Annotated in this window: 21 protein-coding genes; 14 read left to right on the top strand and 7 right to left on the bottom strand. The window is 72.5% G+C overall.

Annotated features, from left to right (window positions below):
• Positions 1-18: 18 nt before the first annotated feature.
• On the top strand, positions 19-531 hold the full coding sequence (gene rpsI / locus ACZ56U_RS25915; protein ID WP_469086378.1) for a 30S ribosomal protein S9: 513 nt from the start codon (positions 19-21) through the stop codon (positions 529-531).
• A 179-nt stretch (positions 532-710) separates the two neighbouring features.
• Positions 711-2,069, top strand: a complete 1,359-nt coding sequence (glmM, locus tag ACZ56U_RS25910) for a phosphoglucosamine mutase (RefSeq protein ID WP_469086377.1) — start codon at positions 711-713, stop codon at positions 2,067-2,069.
• A gap of 82 nt (positions 2,070-2,151) precedes the next feature.
• On the opposite strand, the gene ACZ56U_RS25905 is transcribed toward glmM, so the two are convergent.
• Both ACZ56U_RS25905 and coaA read right to left on the bottom strand, forming a co-directional pair.
• Positions 2,152-3,072 carry a DUF389 domain-containing protein gene (locus ACZ56U_RS25905; protein WP_469086376.1) on the bottom strand — a complete coding sequence of 307 codons (921 nt, stop codon included), beginning with the start codon at positions 3,070-3,072 and terminating at the stop codon, positions 2,152-2,154.
• Between the two features lie 31 nt (positions 3,073-3,103).
• Positions 3,104-4,093: a type I pantothenate kinase gene (gene coaA / locus ACZ56U_RS25900; protein ID WP_469086375.1), complete on the bottom strand. Its 990-nt coding sequence runs from the start codon at positions 4,091-4,093 to the stop codon at positions 3,104-3,106.
• Positions 4,094-4,260: 167 nt separating this feature from the next.
• On the opposite strand from coaA, the gene glmS reads away from it, so the two are divergent.
• Positions 4,261-6,108 (top strand): glutamine--fructose-6-phosphate transaminase (isomerizing), encoded by a 1,848-nt coding sequence (glmS, locus tag ACZ56U_RS25895; protein WP_469086374.1) that lies wholly within the window; start codon positions 4,261-4,263, stop codon positions 6,106-6,108.
• A gap of 38 nt (positions 6,109-6,146) precedes the next feature.
• Positions 6,147-6,518, top strand: coding sequence for a holo-ACP synthase (locus ACZ56U_RS25890; protein ID WP_391234455.1), 372 nt, complete (start codon positions 6,147-6,149; stop codon positions 6,516-6,518).
• Between the two features lie 15 nt (positions 6,519-6,533).
• On the opposite strand, the gene ACZ56U_RS25885 is transcribed toward ACZ56U_RS25890, so the two are convergent.
• Positions 6,534-7,679 carry a hypothetical protein gene (locus ACZ56U_RS25885; RefSeq protein ID WP_469086373.1) on the bottom strand — a complete coding sequence of 382 codons (1,146 nt, stop codon included), beginning with the start codon at positions 7,677-7,679 and terminating at the stop codon, positions 6,534-6,536.
• A 131-nt stretch (positions 7,680-7,810) separates the two neighbouring features.
• On the opposite strand from ACZ56U_RS25885, the gene ACZ56U_RS25880 reads away from it, so the two are divergent.
• From ACZ56U_RS25880 to ACZ56U_RS25855, 6 genes are all read left to right on the top strand, one after another.
• A complete protein-coding gene (locus ACZ56U_RS25880; RefSeq protein ID WP_469086372.1) occupies positions 7,811-9,244 on the top strand; it encodes an NAD(P)H-hydrate dehydratase in 1,434 nt (477 codons plus the stop codon).
• A 173-nt stretch (positions 9,245-9,417) separates the two neighbouring features.
• Complete coding sequence (locus tag ACZ56U_RS25875) at positions 9,418-10,293, top strand: L,D-transpeptidase (RefSeq protein WP_469086371.1); 876 nt, start codon at positions 9,418-9,420, stop codon at positions 10,291-10,293.
• 45 nt (positions 10,294-10,338) lie between these two features.
• Positions 10,339-11,508 (top strand): alanine racemase, encoded by a 1,170-nt coding sequence (gene alr / locus ACZ56U_RS25870; RefSeq protein ID WP_469086370.1) that lies wholly within the window; start codon positions 10,339-10,341, stop codon positions 11,506-11,508.
• An 81-nt stretch (positions 11,509-11,589) separates the two neighbouring features.
• Positions 11,590-12,825, top strand: coding sequence for an alpha/beta fold hydrolase (locus ACZ56U_RS25865; RefSeq protein ID WP_469086369.1), 1,236 nt, complete (start codon positions 11,590-11,592; stop codon positions 12,823-12,825).
• A complete protein-coding gene (tsaE, locus tag ACZ56U_RS25860; protein WP_469086368.1) occupies positions 12,791-13,303 on the top strand; it encodes a tRNA (adenosine(37)-N6)-threonylcarbamoyltransferase complex ATPase subunit type 1 TsaE in 513 nt (170 codons plus the stop codon). Before ACZ56U_RS25865 ends, tsaE begins: the two co-directional genes overlap by 35 nt.
• Before the next feature lie 146 nt (positions 13,304-13,449).
• Positions 13,450-13,617 carry a hypothetical protein gene (locus tag ACZ56U_RS25855; protein ID WP_469086367.1) on the top strand — a complete coding sequence of 56 codons (168 nt, stop codon included), beginning with the start codon at positions 13,450-13,452 and terminating at the stop codon, positions 13,615-13,617.
• A gap of 58 nt (positions 13,618-13,675) precedes the next feature.
• Here the strand turns inward: ACZ56U_RS25855 and ACZ56U_RS25850 are convergent, their stop codons facing one another.
• Complete coding sequence (locus ACZ56U_RS25850; protein WP_469086366.1) at positions 13,676-14,230, bottom strand: hypothetical protein; 555 nt, start codon at positions 14,228-14,230, stop codon at positions 13,676-13,678.
• 109 nt (positions 14,231-14,339) lie between these two features.
• On the opposite strand from ACZ56U_RS25850, the gene tsaB reads away from it, so the two are divergent.
• Genes tsaB through ACZ56U_RS25830 form a run of 4 tightly spaced genes read left to right on the top strand, consistent with a single transcriptional unit; the run spans position 14,340 to position 16,840 of the window.
• The gene (gene tsaB, locus ACZ56U_RS25845; protein WP_469086365.1) at positions 14,340-14,996 is read left to right on the top strand and encodes a tRNA (adenosine(37)-N6)-threonylcarbamoyltransferase complex dimerization subunit type 1 TsaB; all 657 of its coding nucleotides are present in this window, start codon (positions 14,340-14,342) and stop codon (positions 14,994-14,996) included.
• Between the two features lie 17 nt (positions 14,997-15,013).
• The gene (gene rimI, locus ACZ56U_RS25840; protein WP_469086433.1) at positions 15,014-15,511 is read left to right on the top strand and encodes a ribosomal protein S18-alanine N-acetyltransferase; all 498 of its coding nucleotides are present in this window, start codon (positions 15,014-15,016) and stop codon (positions 15,509-15,511) included.
• Positions 15,504-16,589: a tRNA (adenosine(37)-N6)-threonylcarbamoyltransferase complex transferase subunit TsaD gene (tsaD, locus tag ACZ56U_RS25835; protein WP_391234475.1), complete on the top strand. Its 1,086-nt coding sequence runs from the start codon at positions 15,504-15,506 to the stop codon at positions 16,587-16,589. Before rimI ends, tsaD begins: the two co-directional genes overlap by 8 nt.
• Complete coding sequence (locus ACZ56U_RS25830) at positions 16,586-16,840, top strand: hypothetical protein (protein WP_469086364.1); 255 nt, start codon at positions 16,586-16,588, stop codon at positions 16,838-16,840. Before tsaD ends, ACZ56U_RS25830 begins: the two co-directional genes overlap by 4 nt.
• Positions 16,841-16,855: 15 nt before the next feature.
• Here the strand turns inward: ACZ56U_RS25830 and ACZ56U_RS25825 are convergent, their stop codons facing one another.
• From ACZ56U_RS25825 to ACZ56U_RS25815, 3 genes are all read right to left on the bottom strand, one after another.
• A complete protein-coding gene (locus ACZ56U_RS25825; protein ID WP_469086363.1) occupies positions 16,856-17,545 on the bottom strand; it encodes a DUF4253 domain-containing protein in 690 nt (229 codons plus the stop codon).
• Positions 17,546-17,613: 68 nt separating this feature from the next.
• The gene (locus tag ACZ56U_RS25820) at positions 17,614-18,123 is read right to left on the bottom strand and encodes a hypothetical protein (RefSeq protein ID WP_469086362.1); all 510 of its coding nucleotides are present in this window, start codon (positions 18,121-18,123) and stop codon (positions 17,614-17,616) included.
• A 25-nt stretch (positions 18,124-18,148) separates the two neighbouring features.
• On the bottom strand, positions 18,149-20,452 hold the full coding sequence (locus tag ACZ56U_RS25815; protein ID WP_469086361.1) for a beta-xylosidase/alpha-l-arabinosidase: 2,304 nt from the start codon (positions 20,450-20,452) through the stop codon (positions 18,149-18,151).
• Between the last annotated feature and the right edge of the window lie 63 nt (positions 20,453-20,515).

Genomic DNA, 20,515 nt, shown 5'->3' with positions numbered 1-20,515 from the left:
GAGAATCTGAGGAGCATCGTGGCCGAGACCACTGCCGAGCAGCCGCTCGAAGAGCTTGACATCGACAGCTACACCACGGAGTCGGACGTCCCCGTCGAGGGCGAGTACACCTCCGAGTCCACGGCCTCCCGCTTCGGCGACCCGCAGCCGGCCGCCGGCCTGGGCCGTCGCAAGAACGCCATCGCCCGCGTCCGGATCGTCCCGGGCACCGGCAAGTGGAAGATCAACGGTCGCACCCTCGAGGACTACTTCCCGAACAAGGTGCACCAGCAGGAAGTCAACGAGCCCTTCAAGGTGCTCGAGCTCGAGGGCCGCTACGACGTCATCGCCCGCATCGCCGGTGGCGGTGTCTCCGGCCAGGCCGGTGCGCTCCGTCTCGGTGTCGCCCGCGCGCTGAACGAGGCCGACGTCGACAACAACCGTGGCGCCCTCAAGAAGGCCGGCTTCCTCCGCCGCGACGACCGTGCGGTCGAGCGCAAGAAGGCCGGTCTCAAGAAGGCCCGCAAGGCCCCGCAGTACAGCAAGCGCTAAGCTTCGCTGCCTGCACTTCGTACTCGCACTTCAGCGGTACGTCCGAACGCCCCGGCGGCACGCCACAGTGCCGCCGGGGCGTTCGTTTATCACAGGCTGAGGCGTATAACGGCACAAGATGCTCTCAGGCTTGTGCGATCGGATGATCTCCGAGTAATGACGCTCTATCTGGAGGACAAGTGGGACGACTCTTCGGCACCGACGGCGTGCGCGGCGTCGCCAACGCGGACCTGACGGCCGAGATGGCGCTGGGTCTGTCGGTTGCGGCGGCCCACGTACTGGCCGAGGCGGGCACGTTCGCGGGCCACCGGCCGACAGCGGTGGTCGGACGGGACCCGCGCGCGTCCGGGGAGTTCCTGGAGGCCGCCGTGGTCGCCGGTCTCGCGAGCGCCGGTGTCGACGTGCTGCGCATCGGCGTCCTGCCGACGCCGGCCGTCGCCTATCTCACCGGTGTCCTCGGCGCCGACCTCGGCGTCATGCTGTCCGCCAGCCACAACGCCATGCCCGACAACGGCATCAAGTTCCTCGCGCGCGGCGGGCACAAGCTCGACGACGAGCTGGAGGAGCGCATCGAGTCGGTCTACCAGTCCCACCGCCACGGCGAGCCGTGGGACCGGCCGACGGGCGCGGGCGTCGGGCGGGTGCGTGAGTACCTGGAGGGCTTCGACCAGTACGTCGCCCATCTCATCGCCGTGCTGCCGAACCGGCTCGACGGGCTGAAGATCGTCCTCGACGAGGCCCACGGTGCCGCGGCGCGGGTGTCGCCGGAGGCGTTCACCCGGGCCGGTGCCGAGGTGATCACCATCGGTGCCTCGCCCGACGGGCTCAACATCAACGACGGCTGCGGCTCCACCCACCTCGGTCTGCTCAAGGCCGCGGTCGTCGAGCACGGGGCCGACTTCGGCATCGCGCACGACGGGGACGCCGACCGGTGCCTCGCCGTGGACCACACCGGGGACGAGGTGGACGGCGACCAGATCATGGCCGTCCTCGCGCTGGCGATGCGGGAGCGCTCCGCGCTGCGGTCGGACACCGTGGTCGCCACGGTCATGTCGAACCTGGGCTTCAAGCTGGCGATGGAGCGGGAGGGGCTCCAGCTCGTCCAGACCGCGGTCGGCGACCGGTATGTGCTGGAGTCGATGAAGGAGCACGGGTACGCGCTGGGCGGTGAGCAGTCCGGGCACGTGATCATCCTCGACCACGCGACCACGGGTGACGGGACGCTGACGGGGCTCATGCTCGCGGCGCGGGTCGCGCAGACCGGGCGGTCGCTGCGGGAGCTGGCGTCCGTGATGGAGCGGCTGCCTCAGGTGCTCATCAATGTGCCCGACGTGGACCGTTCCCGGGTGGGGACCTCGGCGGAACTCGCCGCCGCGGTGGCCGACGCGGAGCGGGAACTCGGGGCGACCGGGCGGGTGTTGCTGCGGCCGTCCGGGACCGAGCCGCTCGTGCGGGTCATGGTCGAGGCGGCCGATATCGACCAAGCTCGGTCTGTGGCCGGGCGGTTGGCCGATGCGGTGAAGTCGGCTCTGGGCTGAACCGCCGGGTAGGGGGCGGGGATTCGTGTGCGTTGCGGGCCGCGGGTTCGTCGTGGCCGGTCGCGCGGTTCCCCGCGCCCGTTCAGGGGCGCTTTCGCCAGAGCCACTTCTGGAGCATCAGGGTCAGCGTGCCTGCCAGGACGATGCCCAGCAGGTTCAGCAGGAGCTGTTCCGTCGAGCCCCAGGCCTGCTTGTACTGGCTGAAGCTGAAGGCCACGGCGGCGTTCGCGGCGGCCGGGACCGTGGTGACCGAGATGGCGACGCCGACCAGGGCGCCCGACTTGGCCGAGGTCAGGGAGAGGGTGCCCGCGCAGCCGGCGAGGACGGCCACGACGAACGAGAACCAGTCGGGCCGGTAGATGAAGTTGGTGTTGGGGCGCTCGGCCTTCAACTGCCCGGTGCTGAACAGGTCCACGCCGTCCATGAAATAGCTGAAGCCCACCGTCACCACCATCGCCACCACGAACCCGACGAGCAGCGCGATCAGCGAGCGCAGCGCCAGGCGGGGGTGGCGTCGCACGATCGCCGTGCTGAAGGCGGCGAGGGGGCCGAACTCCGGGCCGACCGCCATGGCGCCCACGATCAGGATCGCGTTGTCGAGGACCACACCGCAGGCCGCGATCATCGTGGCCAGGGTGATGAAGGCGAGGTAGGTGACGGAGAGCGTCGACTCCTCGTGGGTGGCGTCGGTCAGTTGCTCCCACAACACCGCGTCCGCGCCCTCGCCGGGGGCGTCCTTCTCGGCCTTGTCGGCCCGCTTGGACAGCGACAGGTCGATGTTCTCCACGGCGATGGAGCCCGTCTCGTCGAGGCCCGACTCCCTTAGTGCGCCGATGAGTTCGTCGCCCGCCTCACGGGCCACGTCGCACATCACCACGTCCCCCGAGGGGTTGCGGGCGGCGCCCGGCAGGACGACCAGATGCGTGGTGCCGACCGTCTTCTCGATGAGGCCGACCACGGCGTCCGTCTTCTCGGCCGGAGTGATCAGGCGCAGATGCAGCATGGTGCCTTTCTAACAGCCCCGGCACGGGAGTTCACAGCTTGCGCAGGCGCAGACGCTGGACCTTGTGGTCCGGGCCCTTGCGGACGACCAGGGTGGCGCGGCCGCGGGTGGGGGCGATGTTCTCGATCAGGTTGGGCCGGTTGATGGTGTCCCACTGCGTGCGGGCGTAGTCCAAAGCCTCCTCCTCGGACACCTGCGTCCACTTGCGGAAGTAGGAGTCGGGGTTCTGGAAGGCCGTCTGCCGCAGCTTCTTGAAGCGGTTGAGGTACCAGCGCTCCACGTCCTCGGGGCTGGCGTCGATGTACACGCTGAAGTCGAAGTAGTCGGCGAGGCCGACGCGGGTGCGGCCGTCCTTGCCGGGCAGGGCGGGCTGGAGGACGTTCAGGCCCTCGACGATCAGGATGTCCGGGCGGCGCACGACGAGCTGCTCGCCGGGGACGATGTCGTAGATGAGGTGCGAGTAGACGGGGGCCGTCACCTCGCCCTTGCCGGCCTTGATGTCGGCGACGAAACGGGTCAGCGCCCGGCGGTCGTACGACTCCGGGAAGCCCTTGCGCGACATCAGGCCGCGGGCCTTGAGCTCCTTCGTCGGCAGCAGGAAGCCGTCCGTCGTCACGCGCTCCACGCGCGGGTGCTCGGGCCAGCGGGAGAGCAGGGCCTGCAGCAGCCGGGCGACGGTGGACTTGCCGCCGGCCACCGAACCCGCGACCCCTATGACGAAGGGGGTGCCCGACTGGGCGCCCTGCTCGCCGAGGAAGGTGTTCAGCGCTCCTCGGAGGCCGTCCGTGGCGCCGACGTAGAGGTTGAGGAGCCGGGACAGCGGGAGGTAGACGTCACGCACCTCGTCGAGGTCGATGACATCACCGAGGCCGCGCAGCTTCTCGACCTCCTCGGCGGTGAGCGGCAGCGGCGTCTTGTCACGCAGCGCGCTCCACTCGGCACGGGTGAGGTCGACGTAGGGAGTCACCTCCGGCTTCTGCCGGTGGGTGCTCCGGGATATCGAGGAGACCGGAGAGATCACAGTCCATTGTTAACGGAGTTTGAACGCGATGGCGGGTGGGGTCCGTCACGCGGCGGCCGGGTCGGGGCGCGCGGACGGTCGTACACCCGTGGGAATTTCCGAATTCGGGCAGGCTGCGGCCGATTCGGGCGCTGTTCGGGCGGGAGATCGCCTCTAGGCTGCGGCGCATGTGCGGAATCGTGGGTTACGTGGGGTCGCAGTCGGCACTCGAAGTCGTGATGGCCGGACTCAAGCGGCTGGAGTACCGGGGGTACGACTCGGCGGGGGTCGCCGTGCTGGCGGACGGGGGGCTGGCGGCCGCGAAGAAGGCGGGCAAGCTGGTCAACCTGGAGAAGGAACTGGTGGACCGGCCGCTGCCGACGGGCGGTACGGGCATCGGGCACACCCGCTGGGCCACCCACGGCGGTCCGACGGACGGCAACGCGCACCCCCACCTGGACAACGCGGGCCGGGTCGCGGTCGTCCACAACGGGATCATCGAGAACTTCGCCGCGCTGCGGGCCGAACTGGCCGAGCGAGGACATCTGCTCAGCTCCGAGACCGACACCGAGGTGGTGGCGCATCTGCTGGCGGAGGAGTTCTCCTCCTGCGCCGACCTGGCGGAGGCGATGCGGCTGGTGTGCCGACGCCTGGAGGGCGCCTTCACGCTGGTCGCGGTGCACGCGGACGAACCGGACGTGGTCGTCGGCGCGCGCCGGAACTCACCGCTGGTGGTGGGCGTCGGCGAGGGCGAGGCCTTCCTCGCCTCCGATGTGGCGGCCTTCATCGCGCACACCCGGTCGGCGATCGAGCTGGGCCAGGACCAGGTGGTGGAGCTGCGCCGGGGCGGGGTGAGCGTCACCGGCTTCGACGGACGTCCGGCCGAGGTGCGTTCGTACCACGTCGACTGGGACGCCTCGGCGGCCGAGAAGGGCGGTTACGACTACTTCATGCTCAAGGAGATCGCCGAGCAGCCGAAAGCGGTCGCCGACACCCTCCTCGGCCGGATCGACGCGGCCGGTTCGCTGACCCTGGACGAGGTGCGGATCACCGCCGCGGAGCTGCGCGAGGTGGACAAGGTCGTGATCGTGGCGTGCGGTACGGCCTTCCACGCCGGGCTCATCGCCAAGTACGCCATCGAGCACTGGACGCGGATCCCCTGCGAGGTGGAGCTGGCGAGCGAGTTCCGCTACCGCGACCCGATCCTCGGCGCGCGGTCGCTGGTGATCGCCATCTCGCAGTCCGGCGAGACCATGGACACCCTGATGGCGCTGCGGCACGCGCGGGAGCAGGGCTCGAAGGTGCTGGCGATCTGCAACACCAACGGTTCGACGATCCCCCGGGAGTCGGACGCGGTGCTGTACACGCACGCCGGGCCCGAGGTGGCGGTCGCCTCGACCAAGGCGTTCCTGACCCAGCTGGTGGCCTGCTATCTGGTCGCCCTCTACCTGGGCCAGGTGCGGGGCACCAAGTGGGGCGACGAGATCTCCGACGTGATCCGGGACCTGTCGCAGATCTCCGGCGAGGTCGAGCGGGTGCTGGAGACGATGGAGCCGGTCCGGGCCCTGGCCAGATCGCTGGCCGCGAAGGACACGGTGCTGTTCCTGGGGCGGCACGTGGGCTATCCGGTGGCGCTGGAGGGCGCGCTGAAGCTGAAGGAGCTGGCCTACATGCACGCCGAGGGCTTCGCGGCGGGCGAGTTGAAGCACGGGCCGATCGCGCTGATCGAGGAGGATCTGCCGGTGGTGGTGGTCGTGCCGTCACCGCGCGGCCGGTCCGTCCTGCACGACAAGATCGTGTCCAACATCCAGGAGATCCGGGCCCGGGGCGCCCGCACCATCGTGATCGCGGAGGAGGGGGACGAGGCGGTGGTGCCGTACGCCGACCACCTGATCCGCATCCCGGCCACGCCCACGCTGCTCCAGCCGCTGGTGGCCACCGTGCCCTTGCAGGTCTTCGCGTGCGAGCTGGCCACCGCCCGGGGCAACGAGGTGGACCAGCCGCGGAACCTGGCCAAGTCGGTGACGGTGGAGTAGGCGACCGGCGTCCGGGGCCTGGTCATAGGGTGCTGCGCATGAGCATCATCGGCGTCGGGATCGACGTGGCGGAGATCGAGCGGTTCGCGGCGTCGCTGGAGCGCACCCCCGCGATGGCGCGACGGCTGTTCCTCGACAGCGAGTTGCTGCTGCCCAGCGGGGAGCGCCGGGGGATCGCCTCGCTCGCGGCGCGGTTCGCCGCGAAGGAGGCGCTCGCCAAGGCCCTGGGCGCGCCCGCCGGGCTGCTCTGGACCGATGCCGAGGTCTACGTCGAGGACAGCGGGCAGCCCCGCCTCCGGGTCACCGGGACGGTCGCTGCGCGGGCGGCCGCGCTGGGGGTGCGGTCCTGGCACGTGTCGCTCAGTCACGACGCCGGGGTGGCCTCGGCGGTGGTCGTCGCGGAGGGCTGAGCGCTCTGCGGCGTGTCAGCAGATGGACTGGGTCGTGTTGACCCGCGTGATGTTGCGGAACGTCGTGTTGGTGCCGCACGGGCTCTCGCGGATCGAGGAGTTCGTCACCGTCAGGTTCTGCACGGTGATGGTGTCGTTGCCGGGGAACTCCGAGCGGGCCGCGAGCCGCAGTTCACCGCCGCCGGTGATGGTGCCGCTCCGGGCGGCGAGGGTGACGTTGTAGCAGTTCTCGATCAGCACCGAGTTGTTGCCGGTGTTGTTCAGGGTGACCTTGTCGATGACGGCCCCGCCGCTCTCGGAGACGCAGAACACGCCCCGGCCGCCGCCGCGGGCGATGACCTCGCCGACCCGGATGTTGGTCGGATAGGCGCTGCCCACGCGTCCGTTGCGGTTGGCCATGCGGAAGGCCGCGTACCCGGTCCCGGTCCCGGCGTTCTCCGCGTCGACCTTCGTCACCGTGGCGTTGATGGTCTGGTTGAGCAGCAGCCCGGACTCGCCGACGTCGCGGGCCGTCACCGTGCCGACGGTGAGGCCGTCCACGCCGTAGGGCTCCACCGCGTGGCTGGAGGCGCCGGAGACGTACGCGTTGTCGATGCGGACGTTGCGCGTCCACTGGCTGGTGTCGCCGCGGTTGTCGATCCGCACGCCGAGCCCCGCCGACAGGCGCATGTCCAGTTGGCCGAGGACGACGTTCTGGACGTTGCGCAGGAAGACGCCGTAGAGCGGGCTGCCGGTGAGGGTGAGGTGCTGGACCTCGATGTCACGGGTGCCGCGGGAGTAGACCGGGGCCTGGTCGCCGCTGCCGGTGCCGGTGACGTTGATGGTGCCGCAGACGTCGAGGACCGTGTAGCTCGGCAGGGAGATGCGGGAGCCGGCCGACATCGAGCCCGAGCCGCGGACGACGACGCGCTCCTTGGCGGTGCGGCCGGCGGTCAGGCTGTTGACCGCGGCCTGGGCCGCGGCGCGCAGGTCCGTGCCGGTGTAGACGGTCGTGCCGCCGCGGCGGGCGGTCCAGGTGCCGCCGCTGAGGACGGCCTCGGCCTGGTAGGAGCCCTCGCCGCAGGCCGCCGCGGCGGCCTCGGGGGCGGTGGTCGCGGTGACGCCGGTGGTGAGGAGGGCGGCGGCTGCGATGCCGGCGATCGTTGCGGCTCTGCTGCGCATGGGGGTCCGTCCTGTCGTCGAATCCATTCGACTGAATCGATTCACCATGGGGGTGGGGGAGTTTGGCAAAGGCCCGGTAAAGCGTCAATGGCCGCGGCGAGGTTCGTCACGCACGGGGGAGACTCGGAGCCATGCGTACTGCGTACAGCGTGGAGACGGTCAGGGCGGCCGAGCGGGAGCTCATGGCGCGGTTGCCGGAGGGGGCGTTGATGCAGCGGGCGGCGGCGGGGCTGGCCGCGGCCTGCGCCGATCTGCTCGGCCGGGTGTACGGGCGGCGGATCGTGCTGCTGGTCGGCAGCGGGGACAACGGCGGGGACGCGCTCCTCGCCGGTGCCCGGCTGGCCCGACGGGGCGCCGGGGTCGCCGCCGTGCTGCTGACGCCCGAGCGGGCCCATGCCGGCGGCCTGGCGGCGCTGCGGCGGGCGGGCGGCGCGGTGACCGGTGTCGGCGGCGCGGAGGCTCTGATCGAGCGGGCCGACCTCGTCCTCGACGGCGTCGTCGGCATCGGCGGCAAGGGCGGGCTCCGGCCGGAAGCCGCCGCGCTGGCCTCCGTGGCCGAGACGTCCCGGGCCGCCGTCGTCGCCGTCGACCTGCCCAGCGGGGTCGACGCCGACACGGGCGAGGTGCGGGGCACCGCGATCCGCGCCGACCTCACCGTCACCTTCGGCACGCACAAGCCGGGGCTGCTGGTGGACCCGGCGCGGGAGTACGCCGGGTCCGTGCGGCTCGTCGACATCGGGCTGTCGCTGCCCGTGGAGGCCGAGCTGGAGGCCTTGCAGCACGCGGATGTCGCCCGGCTGCTGCCGGTGCCGGGCGGAGAGAGCGACAAGTACCGGCGCGGGGTCGTGGGCATCGCCGCCGGGTCCGCGCGCTATCCGGGCGCGGCCGTGCTCGCCGTGGCCGGGGCGCTGCGGGGCGGGGCCGGTGCCGTGCGGTACGTCGGGCCCGCCGGGGACGCGGTCCTCGCCCGCTTTCCCGAGACGCTCGTGTCGGACCAGGGGCCCGGGAAGGCCGGGCGGGTGCAGGCCTGGGTCGTGGGACCCGGGGCGGGGGACGACTCGGCGAGCGTGGCGGAGGTGTTGGACGCGGACGTGCCGGTGCTGATCGACGCCGACGGGCTGCGCCTGGCGGACATCGACGCCGTGCGGGGGCGGAGCGCGCCCACCCTGATGACGCCGCATGCCGGGGAGGCGGCGGCGCTGCTGGGAGTGGCGCGGGAGGAGGTCGAGGCGGCCCGGCTGGAGTCCGTACGGGAACTGGCGGGGCGGTACGGGGCGACGGTGCTGCTCAAGGGGTCGACGACGTTGGTCGCGGACTCCGGGGGCGGTGCGGTGCGGGTGAACCCGACCGGGACGGCGTGGCTGGCCACCGCGGGGAGCGGGGACGTGTTGTCGGGGCTCGCGGGGTCGTTGCTGGCGGCGGGGCTCACGGCGGTGGACGCGGGGAGTGTGGGGGCGTATCTCCACGGGCTGGCGGGACGGCTCGCGGCGCGGGGGGCGCCGGTGGGGGCGCACGACGTGGCGGACGGGATCCGGGGGGCGTGGCGGGATGTGCGGGCGGGCTAGGTGGGGTCCTCACCGTGCCGCCTGCCGTGCGACGGCAGGGTCTGGGCGCGAGGGGCCTCCCGGTGGTGGCCCCTCGACCACCTGGCACGGTGAGGCGCGGGGCGCTCGGCAATAAGGGTGACCCCTCCGCGCGGCACCCCCGGCGTCCTCCGCGTCCGCGTTTCTCTGATCGCATGATCAGCAGACGTATCGCGTACCGAGGTGTGGCCGTGCTGCTCGCCGCCGCCACCGCGCTCCCCGCCGGAAGTGCCGTCGCCGACCCCGCGCCGCCCACCCGCGGCCCCGAGGCCCAGCTCGTCCCCGGGGTCTACCAGCCCTGGCAGACCGACACCCCGGACCAGGTGCTGGCGCCGAAGGTGTACACGCCGACCGCCGAGGAGGACGCCGTCGAGCCGGCCGAGGCCGCCCCGGGAACGTACGACCTCGTCGAGTACGTGCCGCTCGCCGACGCCGTCGCCCGGGTCTCGTGCACCAAGTCCACCGGGCCGTTCCAGCGGCAGGTGGAGAAGTGGCTGAAGCTGACGGCGGACGGAAAGCAGTCCAAGGCGGACTGCAAGGTCATCCGGGCCTTCCAGCGCGAGCAGAAGATCAAGCCGGCCATCGGTTTCGCCGGGTTCGTCACCTGGTCGCGCATGCAGTACCTGTCGGCGCGCAAGGACCCCAACGCCGCCCAGAAGTGCCCCGAGCGCAGCTACCGCGTCGCCTGCGTCGACCAGGATCGGCAGATCACCTGGGTCCAGAAGGGCAAGAAGGTCGTCTTCGGGCCGGTTCCCATGCGCAGCGGGCGGGCCGGGTACCGGACCCGTGCCGGCTGGTTCAAGGTCTACTGGCGGCACAAGAACCACGTCTCCACCCTCTACCACCAGCCCATGCCCTACGCGCAGTTCTTCAGCGGCGGACAGGCCTTCCACGCCGTCTACGGCAGCATCTTCACCACCGTCGGCTCGATGGGCTGCGTCAACCTGCGGCTCGGCGACGCGCGGAAGCTGTGGGGTGTGCTCAAGCAGGGCGACCGGGTCTACGTCTGGGGGCGACGATCCGGGGCGTAGGCGTCCGGAAGGGCCGCCCCGCCCCTCTGAGAGACTGGGGACGCCATGAGTGAGACACCTGCCCCGCGCGGCACGCACCCGCGCGCCCGCGCCGAGATCGATCTGGCCGCCCTGCGGGCCAACGTGCGGACCCTGCGCGCCCTCGCGCCGGGCGCGGCCCTGATGGCCGTGGTCAAGTCCGACGCGTACGGCCACGGGGCGGTCCCGTGTGCCCGCGCGGCCGTCGAGGCCGGGGCGACCTGGCTGGGCACGGCCACCCCGGAGGAGGCGCTGGAGCTGCGCGCCCACGGCATCACCGGGCGCGTCATGTGCTGGCTGTGGACGCCCGGCGGGCCGTGGCGGGAGGCCATCGAAGCCGATCTCGACGTCTCCGTCAGCGGGATGTGGGCCCTGGAGGAGGTCGTCGCGGCCGCCCGGGGCGCCTCGCGTCCCGCGCGCGTGCAGCTCAAGGCCGACACCGGCCTCGGGCGCAACGGGTGCCAGCCGGGGGACGACTGGGCCGAACTGGTCGCCCACGCCCTGCGCGCCGAGGAGGAGGGCCTGCTCCGGATCACCGGGCTCTGGTCGCACCTCGCCTGCGCCGACGAGCCCGGGCATCCCTCCATCGCCGCCCAGCTCACCCTGTTCCGGGAGATGCTCGCGCACGCCGAGGGGGCCGGGGTCCGCCCCGAGGTGCGGCACATCGCCAACTCACCGGCCACGCTCACCCTCCCCGAGGCGCACTTCGACCTGGTGCGCACCGGGGTCGCCGTCTACGGCATCTCGCCCAGCCCCGAGCTGGGCGCCCCGCAGGAGTTCGGGCTGCGCCCGGTGATGACGCTGAGCGCGTCGGTGGCCCTGGTCAAACGGGTCCCCGGCGGACACGGCGTGAGTTACGGCCATCACTACGTCACCCCCGGTGAGACCACCCTCGGGCTCGTGCCCGTCGGCTACGCGGACGGCGTCCCGCGCCACGCCTCCGGCACCGGGCCCGTCCTGGTCGGCGGGAAGTGGCGGACCGTCGCGGGACGGATCGCGATGGACCAGTTCGTCGTCGACCTGGGCGGCGACGAGCCCGCTGTCGGCTCGGAGGCGATCCTCTTCGGCCCCGGCGACCGCGGTGAGCCCACCGCCGAGGACTGGGCACAGGCGGCCGGGACCATCGCGTACGAGATCGTGACCCGGATCGGAAGCCGTGTCCCGCGCGTCTACGTGAACGAGGGACTGACGGGGTAACCGCCCCAGCAGCAAGCGACCGCGGTCGTGTAGGCCTGGAGTCGTGCGGTCCTGTCGTAGTCGGCGGAGAGGGAGCGGTACGTGAGCGAGAGCAGCGCGGAGGCTGTCGTGGCCGTGGCCTCCGTCACGGGGGCGGCCGGGACCTGGCGCAGGGCGACCGGCATCGCGGGCACCGCGATAGGCGTGGTCGCCGCCGGCGCGGCGGCCGGTGTCGCCCTGGAGCGGATGACCGTGGGACGCGGTATGCGCCGCAGGGCGCGGCTGGCGCTCGACGCGGCGGGACCGTACGGCGCGCTGCGCGGGATGCCCGGCAAGGCCGTCGCCGACGACGGCACCGAGCTGTACTACGAGGTCGACGAGGTGGAGCCGGAGGGCGGCTCGGCCCCTCGGCGGCGCCGGCTGTTCGGGCGCAAGGCCCCGCTGCCCGTCACCGTCGTCTTCAGCCACGGCTACTGCCTCAGCCAGGACTCCTGGCACTTCCAGCGGGCCGCGCTGCGCGGGGTCGTGCGGACCGTGCACTGGGACCAGCGCAGCCACGGGCGGTCCGCGCGCGGGGTGGAGCAGGTGCGGGACGACGTGCCGGTCACCATCGAGCAGCTGGGGCGCGATCTGAAGGCCGTCATCGACGCCGCCGCGCCCGAGGGGCCGATCGTGCTCGTCGGGCACTCCATGGGCGGGATGACCGTGATGGCGCTCGCCGACCAGTACCCCGAGCTGATCCGTGACCGGGTGGTCGCCGTGGCCCTCGTCGGCACCTCGTCGGGGCGGCTCGGCGAGGTCAACTTCGGGCTGCCCGTCGCGGGGGTGAACGCCGTCCGGCGGATCCTGCCGGGCGTGCTGAAGGCGCTGGGGCAGCGGGCGGAGCTGGTGGAGAAGGGGCGGCAGGCCACCGCGGACCTGTTCACCGGGATCATCAAGCGGTACTCGTTCGCGAGCCGGGACGTCGACCCGGCCGTCGCCCGGTTCGCCGAGCGGATGATCGAGGGCACGCCGATCGACGTGGTCGCCGAGTTCTACCCGGCGTTCACCGACCACGACAAGACCGAGGCGCTCGCCCGCTTCCGGGACCTGCCGGTGCTGGTGCTCGCCGGGATCGGGGACCTCGTCACACCCAGCGAGCACAGCGAGGCGATCGCCGGGCTGCTGCCGGACGCCGAACTGGTGCTCGTGCCGGACGCCGGGCACCTGGTGATGCTGGAACACCCGGAAGTGGTCACCGACCGTCTCGCGGACCTCCTCACCCGCGCGGGTGCCGTGCCCGCAGGGGCTACCGTGGGTGGCTATGGAAGCACCAGCAGCACCGCACAACCCGGTTGAGACCGAGCTGACCGTCACCTCCCCCGAGCAGATGCGCGAGCTGGGCCTGAAGCTGGCCAAGCTGCTGCGCGCCGGGGACCTCGTGATGCTCAGCGGGGAGCTCGGCGCGGGCAAGACGACGCTGACCCGCGGTCTCGGTGAGGGGCTCGGGGTCCGGGGCGCCGTCACCTCGCCGACCTTCGTCATCGCCCGGGTGCACCCGTCCCTCGGCGACGGTCCGCCGCTCGTCCACGTCGACGCGTACCGGCTCGGCGGCGGGCTCGACGAGATGGAGGACCTCGACCTCGACGTCTCGCTGTCCGACTCGGTGATCGTCGTGGAATGGGGCGAGGGCAAGGTCGAGGAGCTCACCGAGGACCGGCTCCAGGTGTGGATCCACCGCGCCGTGGGCGACACCACGGACGAGGTGCGGCAGGTGACCCTGACGGGTCTGGGGGACCGCTGGGCGGCCGTCGACCTGGGCGCTCTGTCGGCCTGAGGGGCTGTCCGGGCAGGCGCGGATGAATATTCCGACAAGACGTCGGCAAGATATTGCGTTCGCGGTCGTGCGCGTGGTCACATGGTACCCAGTTCGTAGTTAGGTCTACCTAACTACGTCCGCCCCCGGATCCTCAGGAGGCGTCCATGTCGGCCACGGAACGACACGAGCCCGTACCGCGCGCGATGTCCGCGGTGCCCATGCGCGACCTGCTGGCGGCATGCGCCGCGGCGCACGCGATCTCCACACCCCCGCGTGTCCCGGACCGCGAGACCCTCCCGCCACACGTCACCGAACACCGCGAAGCGGCCTAGGAGACCCGGGCGCCATTCCCGCCGACCGCGCCGGGCCTGGCGCGTGCCCTCGCCGGCCCTAGCGGATCACGATCACCTTCTGGCCGATCGTCGCGAAGTCCCACATCGCGTCGCCGTCCTCGCGGGACTCGCGGATGCCGCCGATGCGGGTGGCGGGGTCGGGCGGCCGGGGCGAGCCGTCGACGGCCGCGCTGAAGCCGACGGTGACACCGCCGACGGCGGTGAAGCGGACGACGTGTTCGATGGGGGTGCCGTCGGTGCCGGTGACCGTGTTCGACCGGGACGTGACGTAGTAGGAGCCCGGGGCCGGGTCCACCGTGCCGGGGGTCACGTTGAAGGTGCGCCGGACCGCGTCGCCGGCGCCGACCAGCCAGACCCGGTCGTCGTCCACCGAGTACACGACCCGTTCACCCTTTCCGGAACCCTCGGGCAGCGCCGCCGGGTGCCGGGTGTCGCGCGGCGCCTTCGAGGCGAGCGCGACGGGCTGCTCGCCCTGCCGTGAGGTGCCGAGCGAGGCCGGGACGGTGGCCGAGGCCTGGTAGGCGAGGACCCCGACGGTCACGAGTGCGGCCGCGGTGAGCCCGGTCACGATCCCGGCGCTGGTGCTTGGCACGGTCGTCCACCTTGTTCTCGTTTGGGCGTGATCTTCCGTGACGTTAGCAGTTGCCCCCGGACCGACCGGAGCGGCGATGCGCGCGCCGCGGGAGCCGTAGGCTGTTTGCGTGCTCTTGCTCGCTCTGGATACCGCCACCCCCGCCGTGACCGTCGCGCTGCACGACGGTACGGACGTCATCGCCTCCTTGAGTCAGGTGGACGCGCGCCGGCACGGCGAGCTGCTGCTGCCGGCCGTCGACCGCGTCCTCGCCGAGGCCGGGCTGAAGCTCGACGCCGTCACCGACGTCGTCGTAGGGACCGGGCCCGGCCCCTACACCGGGCTGCGCGTCGGACTGATGACCGCCGACACCTTCGGGCTCGCGCTCGGCGTCCCCGTGCACGGCGTGTGCACCCTCGACGGACTCGCCTACGCCGCCGACCTCGACGAGGGCCCCTTCGTCGTGGCGACCGACGCGCGGCGCAAGGAGGTCTACTGGGCGCGCTACGCCGACTCCCGCACCCGGCTGACCGACCCGGCCGTCGACCGGCCCGCCGAGATCGCCGACCAGGTAGCGGGCCTGCCCGCCGTCGGCGCCGGTGCGCTGCTGTACCCCGACACCTTCCCGAACGCGCACGCGCCCGAGCACGTCTCGGCCGCCGCGCTGGCCGCGCTCGCCGCCGAGCGGCTGGCGGCCGGCGAGGAACTGCCCGCCCCGCGGCCGCTGTACCTGCGCCGGCCCGATGCCCAGGTGCCGAAGAACTACAAGGTGGTCACCCCCAAGTGACCTCCGTGCTGCGCGAGATGCGCTGGTGGGACATCGATCCCGTACTGGAGCTGGAGAAGGACCTCTTCCCCGAGGACGCCTGGTCCAGGGGCATGTTCTGGTCCGAGCTGGCCCACGCGCGCGGCGCCGCGGCGACCCGGCGCTATGTCGTCGCCGAGGACGGCGAGCGGCTCGTCGGGTACGCCGGGCTCGCCGCGTCCGGGGACCTGGCGGACGTGCAGACCATCGCCGTCGCCCGGGACCACTGGGGGACCGGGCTCGGCGGAGTGCTGCTGACCGAACTGCTCCGGGCGGCCACCGCCTTCGAGTGCGGCGAAGTGATGCTGGAGTGCCGGATCGACAACATCCGCGCGCAGAAGCTGTACGAGCGGTACGGCTTCGAGGCGATCGGCTTCCGGCGCGGCTACTACCAGCCGGGCAACGTCGACGCCCTGGTGATGCGCCTCAACACGCGGTCCGACAGCGGCCCCGCCGCCGGACCGACCTCCGAACAAGGAACCGAGATCAATGGCTGACGAACCCCTGGTCCTGGGGATCGAGACCTCCTGCGACGAGACCGGCGTCGGCATCGTCCGCGGCACCACCCTGCTCGCCGACGCGATCGCCTCCAGCGTCGACGAGCACGCCCGCTTCGGCGGTGTCGTGCCCGAGGTCGCCTCCCGGGCGCACCTGGAGGCGATGGTGCCGACCATCGACCGGGCGCTGAAGGAGGCGGGGGTGAGCGCGAAGGACCTGGACGGCATCGCCGTGACCGCCGGTCCCGGTCTCGCGGGCGCCCTGCTGGTCGGCGTATCGGCCGCCAAGGCGTACGCCTACGCCCTCGGCAAGCCGCTCTACGGCGTCAACCACCTCGCCTCCCACATCTGCGTGGATCAGCTGGAGCACGGCGCGCTGCCGGAGCCGACGATGGCGCTGCTGGTGTCCGGGGGCCATTCCTCCCTGCTGCTGTCGAGCGACATCACCTCCGATGTGCGGCCCATGGGCGCGACCATCGACGACGCGGCCGGCGAGGCCTTCGACAAGATCGCCCGCGTGCTGAACCTCGGCTTCCCGGGCGGGCCGGTCATCGACCGGTACGCCAAGGAGGGCGACCCCTCGGCGATCGCGTTCCCGCGCGGTCTGACCGGGCCGCGCGACCCGGCGTACGACTTCTCCTTCTCCGGACTGAAGACCGCGGTCGCGCGCTGGATCGAGGCCAGGCGGGCGGCGGGCGAGGAGGTGCCGGTGCGGGACGTGGCGGCGTCCTTCCAGGAGGCGGTCGTGGACGTGCTGACCCGCAAGGCGGTCCGTGCCTGCAAGGACGAGGGCGTCGACCACCTGATGATCGGCGGCGGTGTGGCCGCCAACTCCCGGCTGCGGGTGCTCGCCCAGGAGCGCTGCGAGGCGGCCGGCATCCGGTTGCGGGTGCCGCGGCCGAAGCTGTGCACGGACAACGGGGCGATGGTGGCGGCCCTGGGCGCCGAGATGGTGGCCCGGAACCGGCCCGCCTCCAGCTGGGACCTGTCGGCGGACTCCTCGCTGCCGGTGACCGACCCGCACGTGCCCGGCCACGACCATGTGCACGAGGTCAGCAAGGAGAACCTCTACTCGTGACGGTCGCGTTGATGTGGGAGGCGCGGGCGGTCGACGGGCGGGGCGGGCACCTGCTGGCCTGGGCGCGGGAACAGCGGCTCACGCCCGCGCCGCTGCGCCGGGAGACCTTCCGGGCGCCGCAGGACCGGGTGCTGGTCATCACCTGGTGGGACGCGGCACTCGACACCGACCTGCCCGAACTCCCGGAACCGGACGGGGAGTTGGTGACCCGGGCGGTGCATCGGTGGCGGTTCGAGTCGGTGGAGTCCTAGCGGAGGGGTTGGGACTCAGTCCCACCAGAAGTACCACTCCCGCCGGGTCATCAGTTCCCGCGGGTAGGTGTTCTCCCAGTCGTCGAAGGTGTTGTGGAAGACGTCGGGGCAGGCCAGGTAGTGCTCGCCGGCCAGGACGTGGGCCTCGTGCAGGTCCCTCGCGGGTATGGCGACCGAGACGAACAGCCCGCCGTGTGTGAGGGCCACGACCTGGGCGCCGAAGCGGTCCTCCCAGGAGTGGAGCAGAGCCGTCAGCGCGTCGTCGGCAGGCGGCCAGTGGAGGGCGGCCGGTGCGTCGGCGGCTCGCTCGACCTCGACCAGGGCCAGACCGCGGGCCCAGTCGTCGCGTACGACGCCGGTGGCCGCCTCCGCCGCGCACGCACCCGGGGCGAGCCCCGTCGCGGCCGGTGCGGCCAGGCCCGGCCAGTGCGGGAACTTCGGCCAGGAGCGGGGCTCCCACAGGCCGCGGAGGTGTTCGGCGGCGTCCACCGGGGCACGCGGGCCGCGCGTGGCGTCGTACCAGTCCTCGCAGTACTCCAGGAGCACGGGGTACAGCCCGGTCCTGGGGTGTTCCGCGTACAGACGGCTCCACCACACGTCGGCGTCCGGCAGCCTGCGGTCGCTCATCCACACCAGACGGGCCGAGCGGCCGTACGACTCGATGATCCTGCCCGGCGGCAGGGACTGCGGGAGTGTCGCTTCCATGCACGGAATCTAGGCGGCGCCACTGACAACGGGGCCACGGCCGAGCAGCCGGAAGTCCTGGCGCGGACCTACGCCGACGTGGTCTCTCGGGGGGCCGGGCCGGGGGAGTACGACAGCTTCCAGGGGGCGTCCTCGTCGTGGCCGCGCCACAGGACCCTGCCGTGCCTGCGCTCCCAGTCGGCGGCCAGCCAGGCCTGGCCCGACCAGGCGAGCACCCACCACAGGGGGAGCAAGGCGATCCAGGGCTCATAGGCGATGGCGAAGACCACGGTCGGGACCAGCATGGCGGTGAACAGCCACCAGTTGAGGGGGTGGCGGCGCAGGGAGACGGCGTTCTCCGGCGCCGCCGCCAGGGGGGCCGCGGCCTCGTAGTCCCGTATCTCGCCGACCCACTTGAGCCGGGTCGCCCCGAGCAGGGTGTACACCACGGTGAAGCCGACCATGCACAGGAGGAACCGGCCCAGCCCGAAGGCCGTCATCGGGGCGCCGCGCACACCGGTCGTCACCGCCACGGCGATGGCGAGAGCCGCCGACGCGGTGTACACGGACCTCAGTTCATGGTGGACGTATCTGTCCATGGTGCCCTCCCCCAGGCGCGGAGGGTCAGGCCGGTCCCGACACCTCCGTCTCGCAGCGCAGCACGCGGTCGGGGCCCAGCACCCGGACCGGCCCCGTGAGCCGGAGTCGGGCCGTGTGCCGCACGTCCGCGCTGGACGCCCCCAACCGCAGCTCCAGAATGCCCGGTTCGACGATCCGGCGGAGTGAACGATCGGTGAAGGACGACAGGTCCGCGTGGAAACGCAAGGTGACCCGTGCCGCCTCGCCGGGCGCCAACTCCACGCGCTGGTAGCCGATCAGGCGCATGTCGGGGCGGGTCACCGACGCCACCGGGTCGTGCAGATACAGCTGGACGACCTCGGCGCCCGCCCGTTCGCCGGTGTTGCGGACGGTCACCGTCATGTCGTAGCCGCCGTCCGTGCCGATCTCCGCCCCGGTCGACTCCGACTCCCAGGTGAACGTCGTGTACGCGCGCCCGTGCCCGAACGGGTACAGCGGTGTCGGGTCCAGGTTGCTGACCTCGCCCGCGAGACCCAGGGGCGGCTGGAGGTAGGTCCAGGGCTGCCCGCCGGGCACCTGCGGGACGCTCACCGGGAGCCGCCCCGAGGGGTTGACGCGGCCCGACAGGACCCCGGCGACCGCCGGGCCGCCCTCCTCGCCGGGGAAGAACGCCTGGACCGCGGCGGCGAGCCGGCCGTTCCAGCGGCCCAGCGCGTAGGGCCGGCCGGTCAGCAGCACCAGCACGACGGGGACGCCGGTGGCGATCAGGGTGTCCAGCAACTCGCCCTGTACCCCGGGCAGTCGCAGGTCCGTCACATCGCAGCCCTCGCCCGAGGTGCCCCGGCCGAACAGGCCCGCCCGGTCGCCCAGGACCGCCACGCACACATCCGCCTCGGACGTCCGCGCCACCGCCTCCGCGAAGCCGGACCGGTCGGGGTCGGAGGTGTCGCAGCCGGCCGCGAACGTCACCTTGGCGTCGGGGAGTTCGGTGCGCAGCGCCTGAAGGACGGTCGGGATCTCGATGCCCGTCGGGACGGCCGGGTGATGGGTCAGGACGTGGGAGGGGAAGGAGTAGCAGCCGAGCATCGCCAGCGCGTCCGCCGCCCTCGGGCCGACCACGGCGATCCTCAGGTCGGGGGAGAGCGGGAGCACGCCGTCGGGGTTGTCCAGCAGCACCACCGACTCCTCGGCCAGCCGGCGGGCCAGGGCACGGTTCGCCGTGGAGTCCAGGTCGATGCGGCCGGCCGGTTCGGGGGTCCAGTCCTCGTCGAGCAGGCCCAGTTCGCACTTCTGCAGCAGCACCCGGCGGGCCGCGCGGTCGATCAGCTCCTCGGGGATCTCGCCCGCCCGGACGGCCTCGAGGAGCGGCCTGCCGTAGCACTTCAGGGTGGGCAGTTCCACGTCGAGGCCCGCCGCGAGCGCCGCGTGGGCCGCCTCCGCCTCGGTGCCGGCGACCCGGTGCTGCGACTGGAGGAAGCCGACGCCGAAGTAGTCGGCGACCACCGTGCCGGTGAACCCCCAGCTCTCGCGCAGGAGTTCGGTGAGCAGTCCGGGGTCCGCCGAGGCCGGCACGCCGTCCGTCTCGTTGTACGCCGCCATCACCGAGCGCGCTCCGCCCTCGCGCAGCGCCATCTCGAACGGCGGCAGCGTCACGTCGGCGAGCTCCCGGGCGCCCGCCCGCACCGGGGCGTGATTGCGGGCGCCCGCCGAGGAGGCGTAACCGGCGAAGTGCTTGAGGGTGGCGACGATCCCGGTCGACTCCAGGCCCCGGACATAGGCGGCACCGACCGTGCCGACCAGGTACGGGTCCTCGCCGATGGTCTCCTCCACCCGGCCCCAGCGCGGATCGCGGACGACGTCCAGGACCGGGGCGAGCCCCTGGTGGACGCCCACCGCGCGCAGGTCCCGGCCGATGTGCCGGGCCATCTCCTCGACGAGCGGCGGGTCGAAGCTCGCGCCCCAGGCGAGGGGGACCGGGTAGGCGGTGGCCTGCCAGGCGGTGAAGCCCGCCAGGCACTCCTCGTGGGCGAGCGCCGGGATGCCGAAGCGGCCCGCCGACGCGATACGGCGCTGGGCGCGGGCCAGTGCCTGCGCGCCCAGCGCCGGGTCCACCGGCGCGGTGCCGAAGGGGCGGGTCAGCTGGCCGAGGCCCTGGGTGATCAGCTCGTCCCAGTCGTAATCGGCGGTCATCTCGCTCTGGAGCGGGGCGACCCCGTCGCCGTCCGTCTCGGCGCCCACCCACACGCCGTACAGCTGGGCGGTCTTCTCCGCGAGGGTCATCCGGGAGAGGAGGTCGTCGACGCGGGTGGCCGCGGGCAGGGCGGGGTCACGCCAGGGGGCGGTGGTCATGAAACTCCTGTCAGGGTGAAAGCCCTCACGAATGTCCCTAATCGAATGGCCCTAACGAATGTT

The organism is Streptomyces sp. NPDC034103 (genome assembly GCF_055575395.1).
This window is presented reverse-complemented; position numbering and strand designations above follow the sequence as displayed.

What these genes read in the sequence shown, in the direction of transcription:
- ACZ56U_RS25905 (WP_469086376.1), bottom strand. Translation starts at nt 3,072, where the DNA reads ATGCTGCATCTGCGCCTGATCACTCCGGCCGAGAAGACGGACGCCGTG.
- glmS (WP_469086374.1), top strand. Translation starts at nt 4,261, where the DNA reads ATGTGCGGAATCGTGGGTTACGTGGGGTCGCAGTCGGCACTCGAAGTC.
- ACZ56U_RS25890 (WP_391234455.1), top strand. Translation starts at nt 6,147, where the DNA reads ATGAGCATCATCGGCGTCGGGATCGACGTGGCGGAGATCGAGCGGTTC.
- ACZ56U_RS25885 (WP_469086373.1), bottom strand. Translation starts at nt 7,679, where the DNA reads ATGCGCAGCAGAGCCGCAACGATCGCCGGCATCGCAGCCGCCGCCCTC.
- ACZ56U_RS25880 (WP_469086372.1), top strand. Translation starts at nt 7,811, where the DNA reads ATGCGTACTGCGTACAGCGTGGAGACGGTCAGGGCGGCCGAGCGGGAG.
- ACZ56U_RS25875 (WP_469086371.1), top strand. Translation starts at nt 9,418, where the DNA reads ATGATCAGCAGACGTATCGCGTACCGAGGTGTGGCCGTGCTGCTCGCC.
- alr (WP_469086370.1), top strand. Translation starts at nt 10,339, where the DNA reads ATGAGTGAGACACCTGCCCCGCGCGGCACGCACCCGCGCGCCCGCGCC.
- tsaE (WP_469086368.1), top strand. Translation starts at nt 12,791, where the DNA reads ATGGAAGCACCAGCAGCACCGCACAACCCGGTTGAGACCGAGCTGACC.
- ACZ56U_RS25855 (WP_469086367.1), top strand. Translation starts at nt 13,450, where the DNA reads ATGTCGGCCACGGAACGACACGAGCCCGTACCGCGCGCGATGTCCGCG.
- rimI (WP_469086433.1), top strand. Translation starts at nt 15,014, where the DNA reads ATGCGCTGGTGGGACATCGATCCCGTACTGGAGCTGGAGAAGGACCTC.
- tsaD (WP_391234475.1), top strand. Translation starts at nt 15,504, where the DNA reads ATGGCTGACGAACCCCTGGTCCTGGGGATCGAGACCTCCTGCGACGAG.
- ACZ56U_RS25825 (WP_469086363.1), bottom strand. Translation starts at nt 17,545, where the DNA reads ATGGAAGCGACACTCCCGCAGTCCCTGCCGCCGGGCAGGATCATCGAG.
- ACZ56U_RS25820 (WP_469086362.1), bottom strand. Translation starts at nt 18,123, where the DNA reads ATGGACAGATACGTCCACCATGAACTGAGGTCCGTGTACACCGCGTCG.
- ACZ56U_RS25815 (WP_469086361.1), bottom strand. Translation starts at nt 20,452, where the DNA reads ATGACCACCGCCCCCTGGCGTGACCCCGCCCTGCCCGCGGCCACCCGC.